At 71.7% G+C, this 17449-nt stretch carries 15 protein-coding genes and 1 pseudogene; 6 read left to right on the top strand and 10 right to left on the bottom strand.

The window, feature by feature from the left end:
- Positions 1-17 precede the first annotated feature (17 nt).
- The 5 genes and pseudogenes from ilvC to POL72_RS29765 all read right to left on the bottom strand — a co-directional run.
- A pseudogene (gene ilvC / locus POL72_RS29785) lies at positions 18-949 on the bottom strand (ketol-acid reductoisomerase); the annotation flags it as partial.
- 174 nt (positions 950-1123) lie between these two features.
- Entirely contained in the window at positions 1124-1672 is a 549-nt protein-coding gene (gene ilvN / locus POL72_RS29780) for an acetolactate synthase small subunit (RefSeq protein WP_012236361.1), read from the bottom strand.
- A gap of 137 nt (positions 1673-1809) precedes the next feature.
- Positions 1810-3519, bottom strand: a complete 1710-nt coding sequence (ilvB, locus tag POL72_RS29775) for a biosynthetic-type acetolactate synthase large subunit (RefSeq protein WP_272099449.1) — start codon at positions 3517-3519, stop codon at positions 1810-1812.
- Between the two features lie 93 nt (positions 3520-3612).
- Entirely contained in the window at positions 3613-4056 is a 444-nt protein-coding gene (locus tag POL72_RS29770) for a hypothetical protein (RefSeq protein ID WP_272099447.1), read from the bottom strand.
- A 106-nt stretch (positions 4057-4162) separates the two neighbouring features.
- A complete protein-coding gene (locus POL72_RS29765) occupies positions 4163-4393 on the bottom strand; it encodes a hypothetical protein (protein WP_272099445.1) in 231 nt (76 codons plus the stop codon).
- A 423-nt stretch (positions 4394-4816) separates the two neighbouring features.
- On the opposite strand from POL72_RS29765, the gene POL72_RS29760 reads away from it, so the two are divergent.
- The 4 genes from POL72_RS29760 (at position 4817) to POL72_RS29745 (ending at position 9430) form a co-directional block, all read left to right on the top strand.
- Positions 4817-5887 (top strand): hypothetical protein, encoded by a 1071-nt coding sequence (locus POL72_RS29760; protein ID WP_272099443.1) that lies wholly within the window; start codon positions 4817-4819, stop codon positions 5885-5887.
- A gap of 104 nt (positions 5888-5991) precedes the next feature.
- The gene (locus POL72_RS29755) at positions 5992-7494 is read left to right on the top strand and encodes an amidase (RefSeq protein ID WP_272099441.1); all 1503 of its coding nucleotides are present in this window, start codon (positions 5992-5994) and stop codon (positions 7492-7494) included.
- A 39-nt stretch (positions 7495-7533) separates the two neighbouring features.
- Entirely contained in the window at positions 7534-8730 is a 1197-nt protein-coding gene (locus POL72_RS29750) for a saccharopine dehydrogenase family protein (RefSeq protein ID WP_272099439.1), read from the top strand.
- A gap of 43 nt (positions 8731-8773) precedes the next feature.
- Positions 8774-9430, top strand: a complete 657-nt coding sequence (locus POL72_RS29745) for a gamma-glutamylcyclotransferase (RefSeq protein WP_272099437.1) — start codon at positions 8774-8776, stop codon at positions 9428-9430.
- Here POL72_RS29745 and gyrA read toward each other — a convergent pair.
- The 5 genes from gyrA to POL72_RS29720 all read right to left on the bottom strand — a co-directional run bounded on the left by gyrA (position 9423) and on the right by POL72_RS29720 (position 14746).
- Positions 9423-12050 carry a DNA gyrase subunit A gene (gyrA, locus tag POL72_RS29740; protein WP_272099435.1) on the bottom strand — a complete coding sequence of 876 codons (2628 nt, stop codon included), beginning with the start codon at positions 12048-12050 and terminating at the stop codon, positions 9423-9425. The two genes, POL72_RS29745 and gyrA, sit on opposite strands and share 8 nt — an antisense overlap.
- Before the next feature lie 431 nt (positions 12051-12481).
- On the bottom strand, positions 12482-12982 hold the full coding sequence (locus tag POL72_RS29735; protein WP_272099433.1) for a hypothetical protein: 501 nt from the start codon (positions 12980-12982) through the stop codon (positions 12482-12484).
- Between the two features lie 350 nt (positions 12983-13332).
- Positions 13333-13749, bottom strand: a complete 417-nt coding sequence (locus POL72_RS29730) for an HNH endonuclease (RefSeq protein WP_272099431.1) — start codon at positions 13747-13749, stop codon at positions 13333-13335.
- Complete coding sequence (locus tag POL72_RS29725) at positions 13746-13979, bottom strand: hypothetical protein (RefSeq protein WP_044965251.1); 234 nt, start codon at positions 13977-13979, stop codon at positions 13746-13748. The genes POL72_RS29730 and POL72_RS29725 overlap by 4 nt, the downstream gene beginning before the upstream one ends.
- 86 nt (positions 13980-14065) lie before the next feature.
- The gene (locus POL72_RS29720) at positions 14066-14746 is read right to left on the bottom strand and encodes a hypothetical protein (RefSeq protein WP_272099429.1); all 681 of its coding nucleotides are present in this window, start codon (positions 14744-14746) and stop codon (positions 14066-14068) included.
- On the opposite strand from POL72_RS29720, the gene POL72_RS29715 reads away from it, so the two are divergent.
- Both POL72_RS29715 and POL72_RS29710 read left to right on the top strand, forming a co-directional pair.
- Positions 14649-16415 (top strand): protein kinase domain-containing protein, encoded by a 1767-nt coding sequence (locus POL72_RS29715; protein WP_308738135.1) that lies wholly within the window; start codon positions 14649-14651, stop codon positions 16413-16415. The genes POL72_RS29720 and POL72_RS29715 overlap by 98 nt on opposite strands.
- 86 nt (positions 16416-16501) lie before the next feature.
- Complete coding sequence (locus POL72_RS29710) at positions 16502-17449, top strand: nucleotidyltransferase family protein (protein ID WP_272099424.1); 948 nt, start codon at positions 16502-16504, stop codon at positions 17447-17449.

The raw sequence follows: 17449 nt of genomic DNA, 5'->3' as shown, positions 1-17449 counted from the left end.
CCCACGAGTGGAGAGGCTCAGTCGCCGGGCTTGATGGTGACGGGATCGATGAACGGCATCATCTTGCGCAGGTTGGCGCCCACGATCTCGAGCCGCTGCTCCCGCTCCTTCGCACGCGTCGCCTCGAACTTCGGCCGGCCCGCCTCGTTCTCCGCGATCCACTTGCGCGCGAACTCGCCGCTCTGGATCTCGCCGAGGATGCGCTTCATCTCCTCGCGCGTCTTGTCGGTGATGACCCGCGGGCCCGACACGTAGTCGCCGTGCTCGGCGGTGTCGCTGATCGAGTACCGCATGTAGTTGAGGCCGCCGCGGTACATGAGGTCGACGATGAGCTTGAGCTCGTGCAGACACTCGAAGTACGCGATCTCCGGCTGGTAGCCGGCGTTGACGAGCGTCTCGAACCCTGCCTTCACGAGCTCGCTCGCGCCGCCGCAGAGCACCGCCTGCTCGCCGAAGAGGTCGGTCTCGGTCTCCTCCGCGAACGTCGTGAGGAGCACCCCGGCGCGCGACGCGCCGATGCCCTTCGCGTAGGCCAGGGCCTGGGCCTCCGCCTTGCCGCTCGCGTCCTGGTGGACGGCGAGGAGGGCGGGGACGCCGCCGCCGGCCTCGAACGTCTCGCGCACCGGTGCCCAGGGCCCTTCGGGGCGATCATCGACACGTCGACCGACGGGGGGGGCGTGATCGTGTTGAAGCGGATGTTGAACCCGTGCGCGAACATGAGCGTCTTGCCCGGGCCGAGGTGCGGCGCGATCTGCTCGTTGTAGATGCGCGCCTGCGACGTGTCGGGGGCGAGGATCATGATGACGTCGGCGGCCTTCGCGGCCTCGGACACCGTGGCCACCTGCAGCCCCGCGGCCTGCGCCTTGGGCCGGCTCTTGCTGCCCTCGGGCAGGGCGACGATCACCGTGACGCCGCTGTCGCGCAGGTTCAGCGCGTGCGCGTGCCCCTGGGAGCCGTAGCCCACGATCGCGACCTTCTTGCTCTGGATGAGCGAAAGATCCGCGTCGTTATCGTAAAAAATCTTAGCCATCTCTCTCTCCTTACAACAGGGACCCGCACCTCGCGGCTCCCGTCCTTCACGTCATTCACGTCTGGCGCGCGCTATTTACACCGTCTTGCGCCGTCAGGAGGCGCCGTTCTCGGCCGTGCGCACGGGGATGGAGTCGAACCTGGCCTCGGCCTCCTCGGCGCCGCGGGTCATCACGATCATCCCTGTCCGCACCATCTCGATGATCCCGAATGGGCGGAGCACCTCGAGCAGGCCCTCGATCTTGTCGCCGGTCCCGGTGATCTCGATGGTCAGCGCCTCGGGGGCGACGTCGACGGTGCGCGCGCGGAACACCTCGCAGAGCTGGAGCACCTGCGCCCGGCTCGTCGCGTCCGCCTTCACCTTGATGAGCGCGAGGTCGCGCGCGACGGAGGCGGTGTGGGTGACGTCCCGGACCCAGAGGGTGTTGACCAGCTTGTAGAGGTTCGCCTCCAGGCGCCTCGCCCCGTCCTCGTCCGCCTCGAGGACCAGGGTCAGGCGCGAGATCCCGGCGATGTGGGTGCGCCCGACGCTCAGCGACTCGATGTTGTAGGCGCGCCGCCGGAAGAGGGACGCGACGCGGTTGAGCACGCCGGGGCGGTCTTCGACGTAGGCGATGAACGTGCGCAGGATGGGTCGATCCATGGATGCCTCTTGAAAGTCCCTCTTGTCTGTGGTGCGCGCGGCTCCAGCCGCGGCGCGCTCGGGCGCGCCCCGCCCGTCCGACGGGCGCACGCTCACGCTGGAGCGCGCGCCCTGGGCGCGTGGGTCTACGGGCGCGTTCACGGATCCTCCCCGGTCTCCACGATGGGGCTCGGGCGCCGGATCATGTCGTTCAGGTCGGCGCCGGCGGGGACCATCGGATAGACGCTATCCTCCTGCTCGACGCGGAAGTCGACCACCACGGTGCCCGGCGTGGCGCGGGCGCGCTCCACGGCGCCGGCGATCTCCTCACGCTTCGTGACGCGGATGCCCGTCAGCCCGTGGGCCTCGGCGAGCTTCACGAAATCCGGGCTGCGCATCGGGGTGGCCGAGTAGCGCCGGTTGTAGAAGAACTCCTGCCACTGCCGCACCATGCCGAGGTAGCCGTTGTTGATGACGGCCACGTGGACCTTGAGCCCCTCCTGCGCGCAGGTCGAGAGCTCGCACGCGGTCATCTGGAAGCCGCCGTCGCCCACGACCACCCAGATCTCGTCCTCCGGCTTCGCGAAGCGCGCGCCGATCGCCGCCGGCAGGGCGAAGCCCATCGTGCCGAGCCCGCCGGAGGTGACGAGCTTCCGCGGGTGATCGTGCTTGTAGTACTGCGCTTCCCACATCTGGTGCTGGCCGACGTCGGTTACCACAAGCGCCTTGCCGTCGGTGAGCCGCCAGAGGTCGTGCATCACGTGCGCGGCGTACAATTTATCGTTGTACGGCAATTGTTGAATGTCACGGACCGCCGAGTCGCCCTTCAGCAGGTTGATGCGCTCGACCCACGGGCCCCGGTTGCGCTGCTTGCACCCGGGGATGAGCGACAGGAGCGTGTCCCGGACGTCGCCGATGAGGCCCACGTCGACCTTGACATTCTTGTTGATCTCGGACCGGTCGATCTCGACGTGGATCTTCTTCGCCTTCACGGCGTAGGTCTTGAGGTTGCCGGTCACGCGGTCGTCGAAGCGCATCCCGAGCGCGATGAGGAGGTCGGCCTCCTGGATGGCGTTGTTCACCCACGCCTCGCCGTGCATGCCCATCATGCCGAGGCTGAGCGGGTGCGTCGCCGGGAAGCCCCCGAGGCCGAGCAGCGTGGAGGCGACGGGGATCCCCGTCTTCTCCACGAAGGAGAGGAGCTCGCGCGTCGCCTCCGCCCTGACGATGCCCTGACCGGCCAGGATGAGCGGCCGCTCGGCCTCGTCGATGAGGTCGATCGCCTTCTCGATGTCCGTCTGGACGGCGTGCTGCGAGGGGCGGTAGCCGGGCAGCCGGACCTCGCCCTTCGGCGGCTCGAAATCGATCGACGCCTGCTGGGCGTCCTTGGTGATGTCCACGAGCACGGGGCCCGGGCGGCCCGAGCGCGCGATGTAGAACGCCTCGCGGAGGGTGGGAGCGATGTCCTGGACATCGGTCACCAGGTAGTTGTGCTTGGTGATGGGCAGGGTGACGCCCGTGATGTCCGTCTCCTGGAAGGCGTCGGTCCCGAGCAGCTTGGACGAGACCTGCCCGGTGATACAGACGATGGGCGAGGAGTCGAGCATCGCAGTCGCGATCCCGGTGACGAGGTTCGTCGCGCCCGGCCCCGAGGTGGCGACGCAAACGCCGACCTTGCCCGAGGCGCGGGCGTACCCGTCCGCCATGTGCGACGCGCCCTGCTCGTGCCGGACGAGCACATGGCGGATCGGGTAGCCGAGGATCGTGTCATAGGCGGGCATGATCGCGCCGCCCGGATAGCCAAAGACCACGTCCACGCCTTCGCGGACGAGGACTTCCCAGATAATCTGTGCACCGGTTCGTTTCATAATTCCCGACTCCATCGAGTCACGCGGGTGAAGGTGGGGCCCATGGGCGCGCCTTGGCCGCGGGGTTCTGCCGTTTCTCAGAGGCTCAGCTACTTAGGCGACGCGCGCGCGCTGCAGATCCTCCCGAGGGCCGCCGCCGCTGCTCTCCTCGCGGCGGATCGCGTCGAGCACCCTGCGCGCGTCGTCGAGCGACACGACGCGCGAGCTGCTCGGTGCGCTCGCCGGCTTGGCGCGCTGGTCCACGTTGGAGCGAGCGGAGGGCGGGTCAGCATGGAACTCGAACGAGGCCTCCGCGGCGTCGCCGTGCGGGCGCGCGCCCTTGAGGTGCGTCGAGGAGCGCTGGGGCGCGCGGACGGCGCCCCCGCTGGCTCGGGCGCGGATCTCGTCGACGAGCGCCTCGAACTCCTCTCGCACGGCGCTCGACGCGACGGGCCCCCCACATCCCGCGGCGACGAGCTCTGCGAGCTCCGCGATGCGCTGGTCGACGGCCTCGATCGAGGCGTCCTCCCGATTCTTCCTCGAATGTTCCTTGCTCACCTGATCCTCCTTCGACGACGGCTGCTCTCCGTGAACCCTCAGGCCGAAAAAAACGAAAGCCCCCGGACCATCTCGGTGCGGGGGCCTATCTCCATGCTGTTTCAGCTCAGAGCGGCGGCCCGCAACCGTTCCCGACGCGAATCAGCCCGACGACGTCAACTAGGCTGAAGAGCGCAGGAATGGCTAGGCCCGCTAGGAGCCCGACGGACACGCCGCCTTCGACGACGACGAACGAACGCGTCGTCGAGGACGCCAACGAAGCGTGGTGCACAACCTTCTCAGCGGGGGTCCCGTCGCCGGAGGCGTGGGCGCTGGTGGTGCACATCGGCTTCTGCATGGCGTAGATGCTTCTACCCTACAGAGCTGCTGCGTCGCGTCAAGTTGTTTCTTTACAGAACGCTTGTTTCTGCGGCATTTCGTGCAGTTTTTTGTTCGAGCACACGCACGTGAACCGCGTGATGTTCGGCACGGACCGGCGCTGTCCGGGAGCTCGGCCAGCGGTGTCTCGAACGGCGATGCATCGCGCTCGATGTGCACGGATGTGTCGCTCGAGCGCGACTCGAGCGTGACGCCGGGCGAGTCGAGCGAGGCGCGCCGAGCGCGTCGCGTGGAGCGCGCGGAGGCGAGGGCGCGGCCAGGATGCTGGAGCGCCGGGGGAGAGGTGCGCAAACACCGGACGTCGGATCATGCGCGCCCGAGGTGCAGAGTGCTGTCTTGAACCGACTGCCGCCAGATCGCGCGACACACCCATGAACCTGGCATGCAAGCGCATCGCGTCGCGCAGGCGCGCCCTGCCGATCGACCGGTCTCGCCCTGGGGTCTGCAGCGCCGCCGCGTGGCCTCTCTCGGCACGGTCGGGCTCCTCGTGTTGAGCGGCGCCTCTACCGGCGCCGCCGCGGCCCGCGCCGATCCTGCGCATCCAGCGGATCCCATGGCGCTCGCGGGCGCACAGCCCGCGCGGCCGTCGCTGCCACCCGCGCCGCCTGCGCAGCCACCTGCTGCGCCGGAGCGGCCCGCCGCAGCGGCGCCCCGGACGCAACCGAGGGCGGCCGCCAACTTCAGCACGTTCCTCGAGCTCCGGAACGATTACTCGCAAAGCAAGACCAGCTTCTTCAACGCGGCGGTGCTCCGGGGGGACTACGCCTTCACCAGGACGTTCTCGCTGCGCGCAGACCTGCCGCTCGCGTATGCGGGCGACATCGAGGGCCAGCGCGACGTGGGGCTCGGCGACGTCCTGATCCGGCCGCTCGTCCGCGTGGTCGGCACGCCGCGGTTCGCGCTGGTCCTCGGCACGGATCTCGTCCTCGACTCGGCGACGAAGCGCGCGCTCGGCTCGGGAAAGAACCAGGTGGCGCCCCTCGTCCAGGCGTACGTCCGCGTGGCGCGGCCCGCGCGGCTCGGGGCCCAGCTGCAGCACTCTGTGTCGTTCGGCGGTGACCCGGGGCGGAACGCCATCCAGAAGTCGACGATAAGGGAATTCGCCATCATCGAGCTGCCGCGCGGGTTCTGGGTGAGCCCGGACCAGGCGTTCTCGATCGACCACCGCGGCGCGCACCGCGTCGTGTCGACGAGCGTGCTGGAGGTCGGAGCAGAGCTCAGCGAACGGGTGCAGGTATACCTCGATCCCGGCATCCAGGTCGACGACCGGGGGGCGGTCGACTGGCTGGTGACCGGGGCGGTGCGCTGGGCCTTCCCGCAGCGAGCGCGGGAGCGCGCGGTCGCCGCCGCGCCGGTGCAGCGCGCGGGCGCGGGCGCGGGGCAGGCCGCGGGCGCGGGGCAGGCTGCGGGCGCGGGGCAGGCTGCGGGCGCGGCGCAGGCCGCGGAAGAGTAGGCGGCCAGCGCCCCCGGCGCCCAGGAGGACGCTCGGCGAGGGCCGCGCGCGTCTCGCGCCCGGGATGGGGCGGGGGCGATCGACGGACCCGGGGTGGCGGGCCCTTGACCTGGGTCGTCGTCCCGAGCCTGATCCTCGCCGCACGCATGCTGTCACGAGATCCGCTGCTCCTGCTCTCCGCGACCCGGCTCGCTGCGCTGATCCGCGAACGAGCCGTGAAGTCGGCCGAGGTCGTGGAGGCCCATATCCGGCACATCGAGCGCGTGAACCCGACGCTCAACGCGATGGTGGCGGACCGGTTCGAGGCCGCCCGCGCCGAGGCGCGCGCGGTCGACGCGCTCCTCGATGAGGGCGGGGCCGCGGGCGCGCCGCCGTTCCTCGGCGTCCCGTGCTCCATCAAGGAGAGCTTCGCCGTCGCCGGTATGCCGAACTCCGCGGGGCTCGTCGCCCGCGCCGACGTGCGCGCGGAGGAGGACGCCGTGACGGTCACGCGCCTGCGCGCCGCAGGCTTCATCCCGCTCGGCGTCACCAATGTGTCGGAGCTCTGCATGTGGATGGAGACGAACAACCGGCTCTACGGCCGGACGAACAACCCCTACGACCCGGCGCGCACCGCGGGCGGCAGCTCGGGCGGCGAGGCCGCGGTGATCGGCGCGGGCGGCGCGCCGGTCGGCCTCGGCTCGGACATCGGCGGATCCATCCGCATGCCGGCGTTCTTCAACGGCGTCTTCGGCCACAAACCGACCGGCGGGCTCGTGCCGACCACGGGCCAGTTCCCGCTGCCGGGCGAGCGGGGGCTCCGCTTCATGACGACGGGCCCGATCGCGCGGCGCGCCGAGGATCTCATGCCGGTGCTCCGCATCCTCGCCGGCCCCGACGCGCGCGATCCGGGCTGTGCGCCGCTGCCGCTCGGCGATCCGGCCTCGGTCGATCTCGGCGCGCTGACGGTGCTCTCCGTCGAGCACGACGGCGTGCGCCGGGTGAGCGCCGATCTCGTGGCCGCGCAGCGGAAGGCGGCGGAGGCGCTCGCCGCCTGCGGGGCGACGGTGGTCGAGGCGAGGATCGACCTCCTCGCGCGGGCGCTCGACATCTGGACGGCAATGGTGGGCACGTCCGGGGGCGTCACGTTCCGGGCGTTGCTCGGTGGTGGCCGCCCGGTCAGCCTGCCGCGTGAGCTCGCCCGCTGGTCGGTCCGCCGCTCGACGCACACGCTGCCCGCGCTGGGGCTCGCGCTGCTGGAGGACGTCGGCGGGCTGCTGCCGGCGCGCGTCGAGCGCGCCCTGGAGCTCGGCAAGGCGCTGCGCGCCGAGCTCGTGTCGCGCATCGGCGAGCAGGGCGTGATGCTCTACCCGTCCTATCCGAGCCCCGCGCCGCGGCACTACGCGCCGCTGCTGCCGCCCTTCCAGTGGACATACACCGCGGTGCTCAACGTCATGGAGATGCCGGCGACGCAGGTGCCGCTGGGCCTCAACGGCGAGGGGCTGCCGCTCGGCGTCCAGGTGGCGGCGATCCACGGCAACGATCACGTGACGATCGCCGTGGCGGAGCACCTGGAGCGCTCGTTCGGCGGCTGGGTGCCGCCGTCGCTCTCGTGGTGCCGGCGCTGACCGTTCCCGCCCGCGGTCGTGGTATCAAGGCTGCCCCCCATGACCAGCGACCGCGCGTACGACGTGATCGTCTTCGGAGCGACCGGCTTCACCGGTCGCCTCGTCGCCGAGTATCTCGCCACCAAGGGCAAGGACGCCTCCGCCCGTGGCGCAGAAGAGCGGCCCATCCGCTGGGCGATCGCTGGCCGGAGCGCGGGGCGCCTCGCCGAGGTGAAGGCGGCGATGGAGGCGATCGATCCGGCGTGCTCCTCGCTGGGCGTCATCGAGGCGGCGTCGGACGACGCGGCGTCGCTCGAGCGCATGGCTCGCCAGGCGCGCGTCGTCATCACGACGGTCGGTCCTTACACGGCGCTCGGCGAGCCGCTCGTCGAGGCGTGCATCCGCGCGGGCACCGACTACGCGGATCTCACCGGCGAGCCTGGGTTCGTCGACCGCCTCATCGAGCGCCACCACGAGGCCGCCCGCGCGCGGGGCGTGCGGATCGTCAACTGCTGCGGCTTCGACAGCATCCCGCACGACCTCGGGGTGCTCTTCACGGTGACGAAGCTCCCCGCGGGCGAGCCGATCGCTGTGGAGGGCATCGTGCGCGCGCACGGCAGCTTCTCCGGCGGCACCTGGCAGTCGCTGCTCGAGATCATGGCGCACGCCGGCCCCAGGAAGGGCGCCGCGCGCGGCGAGGGCGCGCACGGGGCGCGCAGGGTGCGGGGGCTCAAGGCGCGTATCCGCTACGAGAAGGGGCTGCGCGCATGGCTCTGTCCGATGCCCAGCATCGATCCGCTCGTCGTGCTCCGGAGCGCGCGGGAGCTCGACGCCTACGGCCCCGACTTCCAGTACAGCCACAACGTGCAGGTCAAGTCCGGGCTGCAGCTCGTGATGGGGATCGCCGGCTTCGGCGCGGTCACGGCGCTGGCCAAGGTGGGACCGACGCGGGAGCTGCTCCGCAAGGTGCGGAGTCCGGGGGAGGGGCCGAGCGCGGAGGAGCGGGCGCGCAGCTGGTTCCAGGTGACCTTCCAGGGGAAGAGCGCGTCGCGCAAGGTGGTGACGCGCGTGAGCGGCGGCGATCCGGGGTACTCGGAGACGGCCAAGATGGTGGCGGAGTCGGCGCTTTGCATGGCGTTCGACCGCGAGCGGCTGCCGGCGCGCGCCGGGGTCATCACGCCGGCCGTCGCGATGGGGGAGCGGCTCATCGAGCGGCTTCAGGCGGCGGGGATCCGGTTCGAGCTGCTCGAGGGGTGAGCTGCAGCGGCTGACGGCCGGCGCGGTTTGGTACAATCGCCCCGTGGACCGCGAGGCGTGGATCTTCGGTTACGGTTCGTTGATCTGGCGGCCTGCCTTCCGCTTCGAGCGGATGGTGCCAGGGTACATCACGGGGTGGGCCCGCCGCTTCTGGCAGGGGTCCACAGACCATCGGGGCGTCCCCGGGGCGCCCGGGCGGGTGGTCACGCTCATCCCGTCGCCTGGCGCCCTCTGCTGGGGGATGGCCTATCGCGTTGGCGAGGCCGAGCTCGACGAGGTGCTCCGCGCGCTGGACCACCGCGAGAAGGGCGGATATGCGCGCCACGACGTGCCGCTCCACCTTGCGGATGGGGCGGCGGTGCGCGCGGAGATCACGGCCCGGTCGGCCATCGTGTACCTGGCCACGCCGGATAACCCCGATTACCTGGGCGCTGCGCCGCTCCCCGAGATCGCCGCGCAGGTGCTCGCGTCGCACGGCCCGAGCGGCTCGAACGTCGAGTACGTCCTGCGGCTCGCCGACGCGCTCATGGCGATGGGCGCGCACGACGAGCACGTGACCGAGCTAGCGGCCCTCGTCGGCCACCGAGCTCCCCGTCCGGTCGACCCGAGGACCACCGTCGGTCCCTCGTGTGGTGGTCGCGCCGCGGGGGCTGCGGACGGGCCGTCGACCGAGCTCGGCGCCCGGTCGACCTCTAGTTGACCTCGCTGCTCCCGTTCCCGCCGGCGTGATCCGCGACCCCGTTGGTCCCGTCCGCGCCGGCCGCCGGCGGCGTCGACCCGCCCTCCTCGGCCTCGGCCGCTTCCGCTTCCGCCGCGAAGGCCTCGACGGCGACGACCCGCTCGTCCTGGCCGACGTGCATGATCCGCACGCCCTGCGCGTTGCGCCCCGTCTCGCGGATCTCGCTCGTCTTGGTGCGGATCATCTGCCCGCGATCGGTCACGATCAGCACCTCGTCGCTCGGGCTCACCATGGCGACGCCCACGACCGGCCCGTTCCGCTCGCTCGCGTCGATCAGGATCACGCCCTTGCCGCCGCGGCTCTGGAGCCGGAACTCCTCGAGCGGCGTCTGCTTGCCGTACCCGCGCTCGCAGACCGCGAGCACCCGGTCGCGCCCGTCGCCGCTCACGCCGAGGCCGACCACCACGTCGCCCTCGTCGAGCTCGATGCCCTTCACGCCCATCGTCGCGCGGCCCGTCGGGCGCACCTGGTCCTCGGGGAAGCGGATGCTCATCCCGCTCCGCGTCGCGATCACGAGCTCGCGCTTGCCGTCGGTGAGCGCCGCCGTGAAGAGCTGATCGCCCTCCTCGATCCGCACGCCGATGATCCCCTTGTCCCGGTAGTTCTCGTACTCGTTGAGCGCCGTCTTCTTGATCTGCCCGCGGCGGGTCAGCGTCACCACGAACGTCTCGCCGTCGAAGCTCGGCACCGGCGTGATCGCCGCGACCTTCTCCCCCGGCTCCATCCCGACGAAGTTCACGATCGCCCGGCCCTTCGCGTTCCGCGGCGCCTGCGGGATCTCGTAGACCTTCTTGACGAAGACCTTGCCCTTGTCGCTGAAGAAGAAGACGTACGAGTGCGTCGACGCCACGAAGAGCTGGCTCACCCAGTCCTCCTCGCGCGCCTCCATCCCCACCATCCCCTTGCCGCCGCGGCGCTGCGCCCGGTACGTCGAGGTCGGCGTCCGCTTCAGGTAGCCGGCGTGCGAGATGGTCACGACCATGTCCTCTTCCTGGATCAGGTCCTCCATCTGGATCTCGGCCTCGGCCGGCACGATCTCGGTGCGCCGCTTGTCGCCGAAGCGCTCCTTGATCTCCTCGAGCTCCATCACGATCACGTTCATGAGCAGCCCCATGTCGGCCAGGATCGCCCGGAGCCGCTCGATGGTCTGCGACAGCTCGCCGTACTCCTTCGCGAGCTTCTCCCGCTCGAGGCCGGTCAGGCGCGACAGCCGCATCTCGAGGATCGCCTTGGCCTGCCGCTCCGACAGGAAGTAGTCGCCGCGCGTGTCGGCCTCGGCGCACTCGGGCTCCGGCCGGCCGGCGCGCCGGAGGAACTCGCCGAGCCCCCGGAGCGGCAGCTTCTGCAGGTTCTCCCGCGCGTCGTCCGGATCGCTCGAGGCCCGGATCGTCGCGACGATGCGATCGATGTCGCTCGTCGCCATCCCGAGCCCCTCGATGAGCTCGCGCTGCGCCTCGGCCTGCCGGAGCTCGAACCGACAGCGCCGCGTCACGACCTCGCGCCGGTGCTCGATGAAGTGCGAGAGCGTGTCCTTCAGGCTCAGCACCGCGGGGCGCCCGTTCGCGATCGACAGGTTGATGACCCCGAACGTCGCCTGGAGGTCCGTCAGCCGGTAGAGCTGGTTGACGACCACCTGCGGGAAGATGTCCTTCTTCAGCTCGATGACGATCCGCATCCCCTCGCGATCGCTCTCGTCGCGCACCTCGCTGATCCCCTCGATGCGCTTCTCCTTCATGCACTCGGCGATCTTCGCGACCAGCCGGGCCTTGTTCACCTGGTAGGGGATCTCGGTGAAGACGATCTGCTCGCGGTCGCCCTTCATCGTCTTCTCGACCTGGTGGCGCCCGCGCATCGTGATCGAGCCACGGCCGGTCGTGTACGCCTGCACGATCCCGCTCTTGCCGTAGATGAGGCCGCCGGTCGGGAAATCGGGGCCCGGGACGAGGTGGAGCAGCTCCTCCAGGGTGATGTCGGGGTTGCGGATGATGGCGATCGTCGCGTCGATGATCTCGCCGAGGTTGTGCGGCGGGATGTTCGTCGCCATGCCGACGGCGATGCCGCCGGAGCCGTTCACCAGGAGCTGCGGGAACTTCGCCGGAAGGACGCTCGGCTCGAGCTCCGAGTCGTCGTAGTTCGGGACGAAGTCGACCGTGTCCTTGTCGAGATCGGCGAGCAGCTCGACGGCCATCCGCGACAGGCGCGACTCCGTGTACCGCATGGCCGCGGGCGAGTCGCCGTCGACCGAGCCGTAGTTGCCCTGCCCGTCGATGAGCGGGTAGCGCAGGCTGAAGGTCTGCCCCATCCGGACGAGCGCGTCGTAGACCGCGAGATCGCCGTGCGGGTGGTACTTGCCGAGGACGTCTCCGACGACGCGCGCGCACTTCTTGTGCGAGCCGGTGGGGCCGATCTTCTGCTCGTTCATCGAGTAGAGGATCCGGCGGTGCACCGGCTTCAGGCCGTCGCGCACGTCCGGGATCGCGCGGCCGATGATCACGCTCATCGCGTAGTCGAGGTAGCTCGTCCGGAGCTCGTCCTGGATGCTGACCGGAACCTTCTGCTGGATGTTCGACGTCTCTTCCATGGGGGACCTGCACCCGAGGCGCGGGGGGCGGGCGCGGCGCGCGCTCGGCCCCCGTCGTAGAGGCCCATCCCAGCGCGGATCGAGCGTCGAGCGGAGCGGCGGAAGCGGCCCTGGCCTCGATCGACGAGCGACGAGGTGGAGCCCGGCCTTCGCCGCGCGCCCTATGACCCACGCTGTTCAGGGGATGCGACGGATGCGTTCAGGTACTCCAAGGGGCAGGCTGGCGCAAAGGGTTTGCCGGCCTCAGAGGGCGTTCCTCCCCGCGCGCGGCGGGCGTGGATCGCGGCCTGCCGCCGGCTCCTCGGCGGACGCTGCGAGGCGCCGTCGAGGGCGCATCAGGGGTGCCGGACAGCGCGGCTGGAGCGTCCTGGGCGGGGGCGCTGGACAGCGCGGCGGGAGCTTGAGGCGGCGCAACGGGGGCGCCGGAAGGGTCAGGGCTCGAAGCGGGTGGGCGGGGCGCACGTCCGGACGACGATTTCTACGTCCTTCTCCGCCACGATCGATCCGGCGCTGTCCGGGGCGTCGGGGTCGGGGCCGGGGCACTCCCACGTCCAGATCGGGTCGGCCTTGTCACCGTTGGGGAGCAGCATTTCGGGGTTCCCGGAGGTCTCGCCACCTTCGGGCGTGAGCTCGTCGGCGAGCTCCCCCCCGTAGCCGTCGATCCTGACCGTGTACTTGTGCCCCTCGACGACGGAGGTGAACGACACGCTCCACGCACAGGAGACTGGCGGCGACGAGGCGAGGGGGGACGGCCCGCCCTCCGCGCTGTTGTCGGTGAGCGTGGCGACGTAGCTGCGGATGGCCTCCGGCTCGTCCGAGCCGGAGCACTGGACGTCGCCAAGGAAGGCGAGCGGGTCGATGGTCACCGACGTCCCGAGCTGCAGGTCGTCGTCGCTGTTGGACCCGTCGGCGCAGGCCGTGAGCGCGAGCACGGCGAGCGCCAGGGCGCACCGGCCAGCCCGGGGTCGCGGGGAGCGCCCGCGCGCGCGATCCGCTGCGAACAAGGTTCCGAAACCAGCTCGAGCTCGGCCCATCGGCAGGGGGCACTAGTCCAAGCCGGGGAACGGCGCCACATGAAACGCGGCCCCGCTGCGCGGGCGCCGCGCCCGGCGCGGCGCGCGGCCGAGCGAGGCCCGCGGGAGGAGGCGCCGGGGACGACGGCGCTCGCGGGCGAGCTGGCGGATGCGCCGCCCGCGCGGGGCGGCGCCGCGGCTGCGCCTGGACGCCGGGGGCCTGGCCGCTGCAAGGCTTGAAATGAGCTCGCGGAAGCAGCGGGCGCCCTCTACGGGAATCGACCCCGCAGCGCCTCTTCACGTCGAATCTCGATGACGAGAGGCCGATTCATCCGGAGCCGCGCGACCGTGGCGCGGCCTGTCGGTGTTTTTCCGGCGATCAGCAGATCACTCGTGACGTCGAGGTGGTCTTCCCAGCGACCCCAGCGAGGGTGGAAAAGGCTCGCGTGGTCGCCCGTGCTCGGATCCTCTCCATGGGTCCGCGCTCCCTTGCGCAGGGAGCACGACACACAGGCGAGCGCCAGGTTCTCCGGGGTGGTCAGGCCATCTGCGTGCCGCGGCTGGATGTGATCGACATGGAACGCGGCCTCCTGGCTGACCTGGGAGAGCCGGCAATACTCGCATCGATCGGCGGCACGCTTGCGGACGCGACGCTGGAGCGCCGCGGGCACGCTGTCGCGGCTCATCGCGTCAGCGCAGGCTCCTTCCGCGATGCGCGGAGGCGCAGCAAGCTGAGCAGCTCGGCGAGATCGACGAGCCCCTCGGCTTCGATGGCCTCATCCGCCGACAGCTTCTCCCCGCGGTCCTGCTTGTCCAGGAGCGCCTGCAGCCTGCGATCGACCCCCGCCGGGAGGCGGAGCTGTGCGAGATCGGAAGGGAGCTCCACATCAACGTGGACTGTTGCCGGCGTAGCCATGGTCGAACTCCTCCCTGAACCTAGCAGGTTGGTGCGAGGTGGGCGATCAGCCTGAGAGCGGTCCGAGGGAGCTTTCCGCAGCGGTATTAGGGCCCGCCGGAGCCGCCGCTGCCCGCGCTGCCGCCGCCGGAGCCGCCGCTGCCTGCGCCGTCAGAGCCACCGTTGCCGGCGCTGTCGCCGCCGGAGCCGCCGCTGCCCGCACTGCCAGAGCCGCCGCTGCCCGCACTGCCAGAGCCGCCGCTGCCGATGTCGGCGCCGCCGCCGTTCGGGGCGGCGACGAACGCGCAGGCCTCGAGCGCCTCCGCCTGGGCGGTGATCACCACGCAGGGGCTGATCGCGGGGTCGATCCCCTCGGCGAGCGGCGCCGCGGAGCACCCCGCCATGGACGCGACCTTGGCGCTGGCGCAGGCGCGCGCCTCGCCGACGGCGGCGACGCAGGCATCGACCTGGGTGGTCGTCGGCTCTGCCGCGGCCTGGCCGCCGCCGGCGCCGCTCTCGATGCCGTGCAGGCACTGGTCCCAGTAGAACTCGACGCAGGTGTTCACCCGCTCTTCGGCGTCCCCAGAGCCGATCCACTCCGGGCACACGGCGGCCGCCTCGCACCGGGCACGCTCGATGCGCCGGCAGGCGTCGACGCCCACAGCGTCGTTGCCGCAGCTCGGCGCTGTGATGACGGTCACGGCGCCGAGGCCGAGCAACGCGGCCGCGGCCCAAGGCGCGGAGCTCCGCCTCGCGGCGGAGAGGACGGCGAGCGCAGACGAACCCACCCGGCGGAGCTACCACGCGGCCGCCGGAGGCGTCGAGTTTTCAGGCACACCAGCTGCCCACCCCACCTCGGGGGCGCGAACGGCGACCGGACAGGGCCCGGTCCGATCTATGCTCCAAGGGCCGCGATCACCCCATGGATCCGCCGAGCCTCGCGCAGCTCCGACCCGACACGCCTTTCCATGGGCGGTACCGCGTCGTGCGCCCCATCAAGACGGGCGGGATGGGGGCGGTGTACGAGGTCGTGGACGAGGTCACGGACCGCCGCCGAGCGCTCAAGGTGATGCTCCCCGGCTCCATTCAGGACCCGGCCCAGCGCGCCCGGTTCGCCCAGGAAGCCAAGATCACGGCGCGATCGAGAGCGATCACATCGTCCACATCTCCGATGCCGGCATCGACGCCGACTCGGGGATGCCCTTCCTCGTCATGGACCTGCTCCAGGGCGAGGAGCTCGCGAGCCTGTCCGCGCGCCGCGGCCCGCTGCCGCCGGCCGAGGTGGTCCTCTACCTGGGCCAGGTCGCGCGCGCGCTCGACAAGATGCACGCGGCCGCCATCATCCACCGGGATCTCAAGCCGGCGAACCTCTTCCTGACGAGGCGGGACGACGGCTCCCCTTGCGTGAAGGTCCTGGATTTCGGGCTGGCGAAGGTCGTGGCGCACCGCAGCGTGGCGGACCGCACGGCGATGGTCGGGACGCCCCTCTACATGGCGCCCGAGCAGATCCGCGGCGACGTCGCCGTCGGGCCGAAGACCGACATCCATGCGCTCGCGCACGTCGCCTTCGCCCTGCTCGTGGGCAGCCCGTACTGGCTGACCGAGGCCAACGTCCTGCCGTCGGTCTACGCGCTCCTCCAGCGGATGGTGGCCGGGCTGCCCGAGCCGCCGAGCGTCCGCGCCGCGCGGCGCCGCAGCAGCATCCGGCTGCCGCCCGCCTTCGACGCGTGGTTCCAGCAGGCGACCGCGATCGACCCGAAGGACCGCTTCGAGCGCGCGACGGCGGCCGTCACGCTGATGGCGGAGGCGCTCGGCGCGCCCGCCCCGTCGACCCCGCCCCCCGCGCCCGATCGCCCCACGAACCCGCCGCCGTCGTCCCGCCGCGGGGTCGAGAGCCGCGGGGGCGAGACGGACGACCGGCGCGCCAGCTCGCCGTCGGACCCGGGGCCCAAGCCTCCGGAGCCTGGGCCCAAGGCCGGCGAGTCACGCCACCGCGACGAGGACCTCGCCGCGGTCGTCCACGAGGAGCGGCTCCGGGCTTTCCTGAAGAAAGAGGTGCAGCGCGCCAAGGAGCAGCGGACGAGGAGGCTCTCGCTGCTGCTGCTCAGCGTGGAGGGGCTCCAGGGCGTCGAGGAGACGCAGGGCCGCGCGGGGGTCGATCGCATCCTCGGCGACCTCGCGCGCATCGTCAGGATCTATGTGCCGGAAGGCGGGCTGCTGGGGCGCTACCGCCGCGACACCCTCGCGATCGTTTGCCCAGGGATCGGTCGGACCCGGTCGTCCGCGTTCGCGAAGGTGCTCGGCGAGAAGGTGCGCCAGCACCGCTTCCGGCGCGCAGCCACGACGCCCTTCCGGATGACCCTCCGCATCGGCGTCGCGCACCTCGAGGAGGGGGACGCGACGGGGCACGAGCTGCTCGAGCGCGCGGCGCGGGGGCTGCCCGAGCGGGGGGAGTGAGCTGAACGAGGGATGGGGCCGATGGCCGCGATCTCCGCTGGCGTCGTCGCACGGCTGCGCGGTCGCGCCGTAGCGACCTCGATTTCTTGAACGTTCCCCGTGAAGGGGCGATCCTCGCGGCCATGGCGTCTGCCATGATCCTCGCGGCGGGGCTCGGGACCCGGCTCCGCCCGCTCACGGACGAGATGCCGAAGCCGCTCCTGTGGCTCGGCGATCGGCCGCTCATCGCGCACATCGCCGAGCGGCTCGTCGCGGGCGGCGTCGTTCGCGTCGCGGTGAACAAGTCCCACCTCGCGGAGCGATTCTCGCGCGATCTGCTCGCGGCGTTCCCGGTGCCCGTCGAGGTCCTGCACGAGCCGGAGCCCCTCGGCACCGCCGGGGGCCTCGCGAACGCGGCGGGCGCGCTCGGCGAGGGTGACCTGGTCCTCTGGAACGGCGACATCCTGATCGATCTCGACGTGGCGGCGCTCTCGGCGGCGCACGCGGCGCACGGCCGGCACGGCGCGGGGGCGACGCTCGCGGTCGCGCCGCGGCCGGTCGGGGAGGGGACGATCGGCGTCGGCGCGCGGGGCGAGGTGGTGCGGCTCCGCGGCGAGCGCTTCGGCGACGAGGTCGCGGGCGGCGATTTCGTGGGCGTGCACGTGGTCGGCGGGGCGCTCCGGCGAAGGCTGCCGCCGCGCGGGTGCATGGTGGGGGACGTGTACCTGCCGTGGCTGCGCGAGGGGCGCTCGCTCGCGACGTTCGCGGCGCCCGCCGTGTGGCACGACATCGGAACGCTGGCCGCGTACCTGGCGGCGAGCGCGCACTGGCTCTCGCAGCGCGGCCTGGGGAGCTACGTCGGCCCGGGGGCGTCCGTCGCCGAGGGCGTGGACGTGGCGGGCAGCGTGGTCGGCGCGGGGGCGCGGGTCGAGGGGGCCGGCGCGCTGCGCGGGTGCGTGGTCTGGCCGGGCGCGCAGGTGGTCCTCGGCGCCGGCGCCCCGCTCGAGCGCGCGGTGGTCACGGCGAAGGGGACGGTCGCGCGCGCGGCGGCGTGA

Source organism: Sorangium aterium (assembly GCF_028368935.1).
Taxonomy (GTDB): Bacteria; Myxococcota_A; Polyangia; order Polyangiales; family Polyangiaceae; genus Sorangium; species Sorangium atrum.
Note: the sequence above shows the minus strand (reverse complement) of the source record. Positions and strands in the feature narration are given on the sequence as shown.

Bases quoted from the DNA above. Each gene is read 5' to 3' on its own strand.
- ilvN (WP_012236361.1), bottom strand. From the start codon at position 1,672: ATGGATCGACCCATCCTGCGCACGTTCATCGCCTACGTCGAAGACCGC.
- ilvB (WP_272099449.1), bottom strand. From the start codon at position 3,519: ATGAAACGAACCGGTGCACAGATTATCTGGGAAGTCCTCGTCCGCGAA.
- POL72_RS29765 (WP_272099445.1), bottom strand. From the start codon at position 4,393: ATGCAGAAGCCGATGTGCACCACCAGCGCCCACGCCTCCGGCGACGGG.
- POL72_RS29760 (WP_272099443.1), top strand. From the start codon at position 4,817: ATGCAAGCGCATCGCGTCGCGCAGGCGCGCCCTGCCGATCGACCGGTC.
- POL72_RS29750 (WP_272099439.1), top strand. From the start codon at position 7,534: ATGACCAGCGACCGCGCGTACGACGTGATCGTCTTCGGAGCGACCGGC.
- gyrA (WP_272099435.1), bottom strand. From the start codon at position 12,050: ATGGAAGAGACGTCGAACATCCAGCAGAAGGTTCCGGTCAGCATCCAG.
- POL72_RS29730 (WP_272099431.1), bottom strand. From the start codon at position 13,749: ATGAGCCGCGACAGCGTGCCCGCGGCGCTCCAGCGTCGCGTCCGCAAG.
- POL72_RS29725 (WP_044965251.1), bottom strand. From the start codon at position 13,979: ATGGCTACGCCGGCAACAGTCCACGTTGATGTGGAGCTCCCTTCCGAT.
- POL72_RS29715 (WP_308738135.1), top strand. From the start codon at position 14,649: ATGACGGTCACGGCGCCGAGGCCGAGCAACGCGGCCGCGGCCCAAGGC.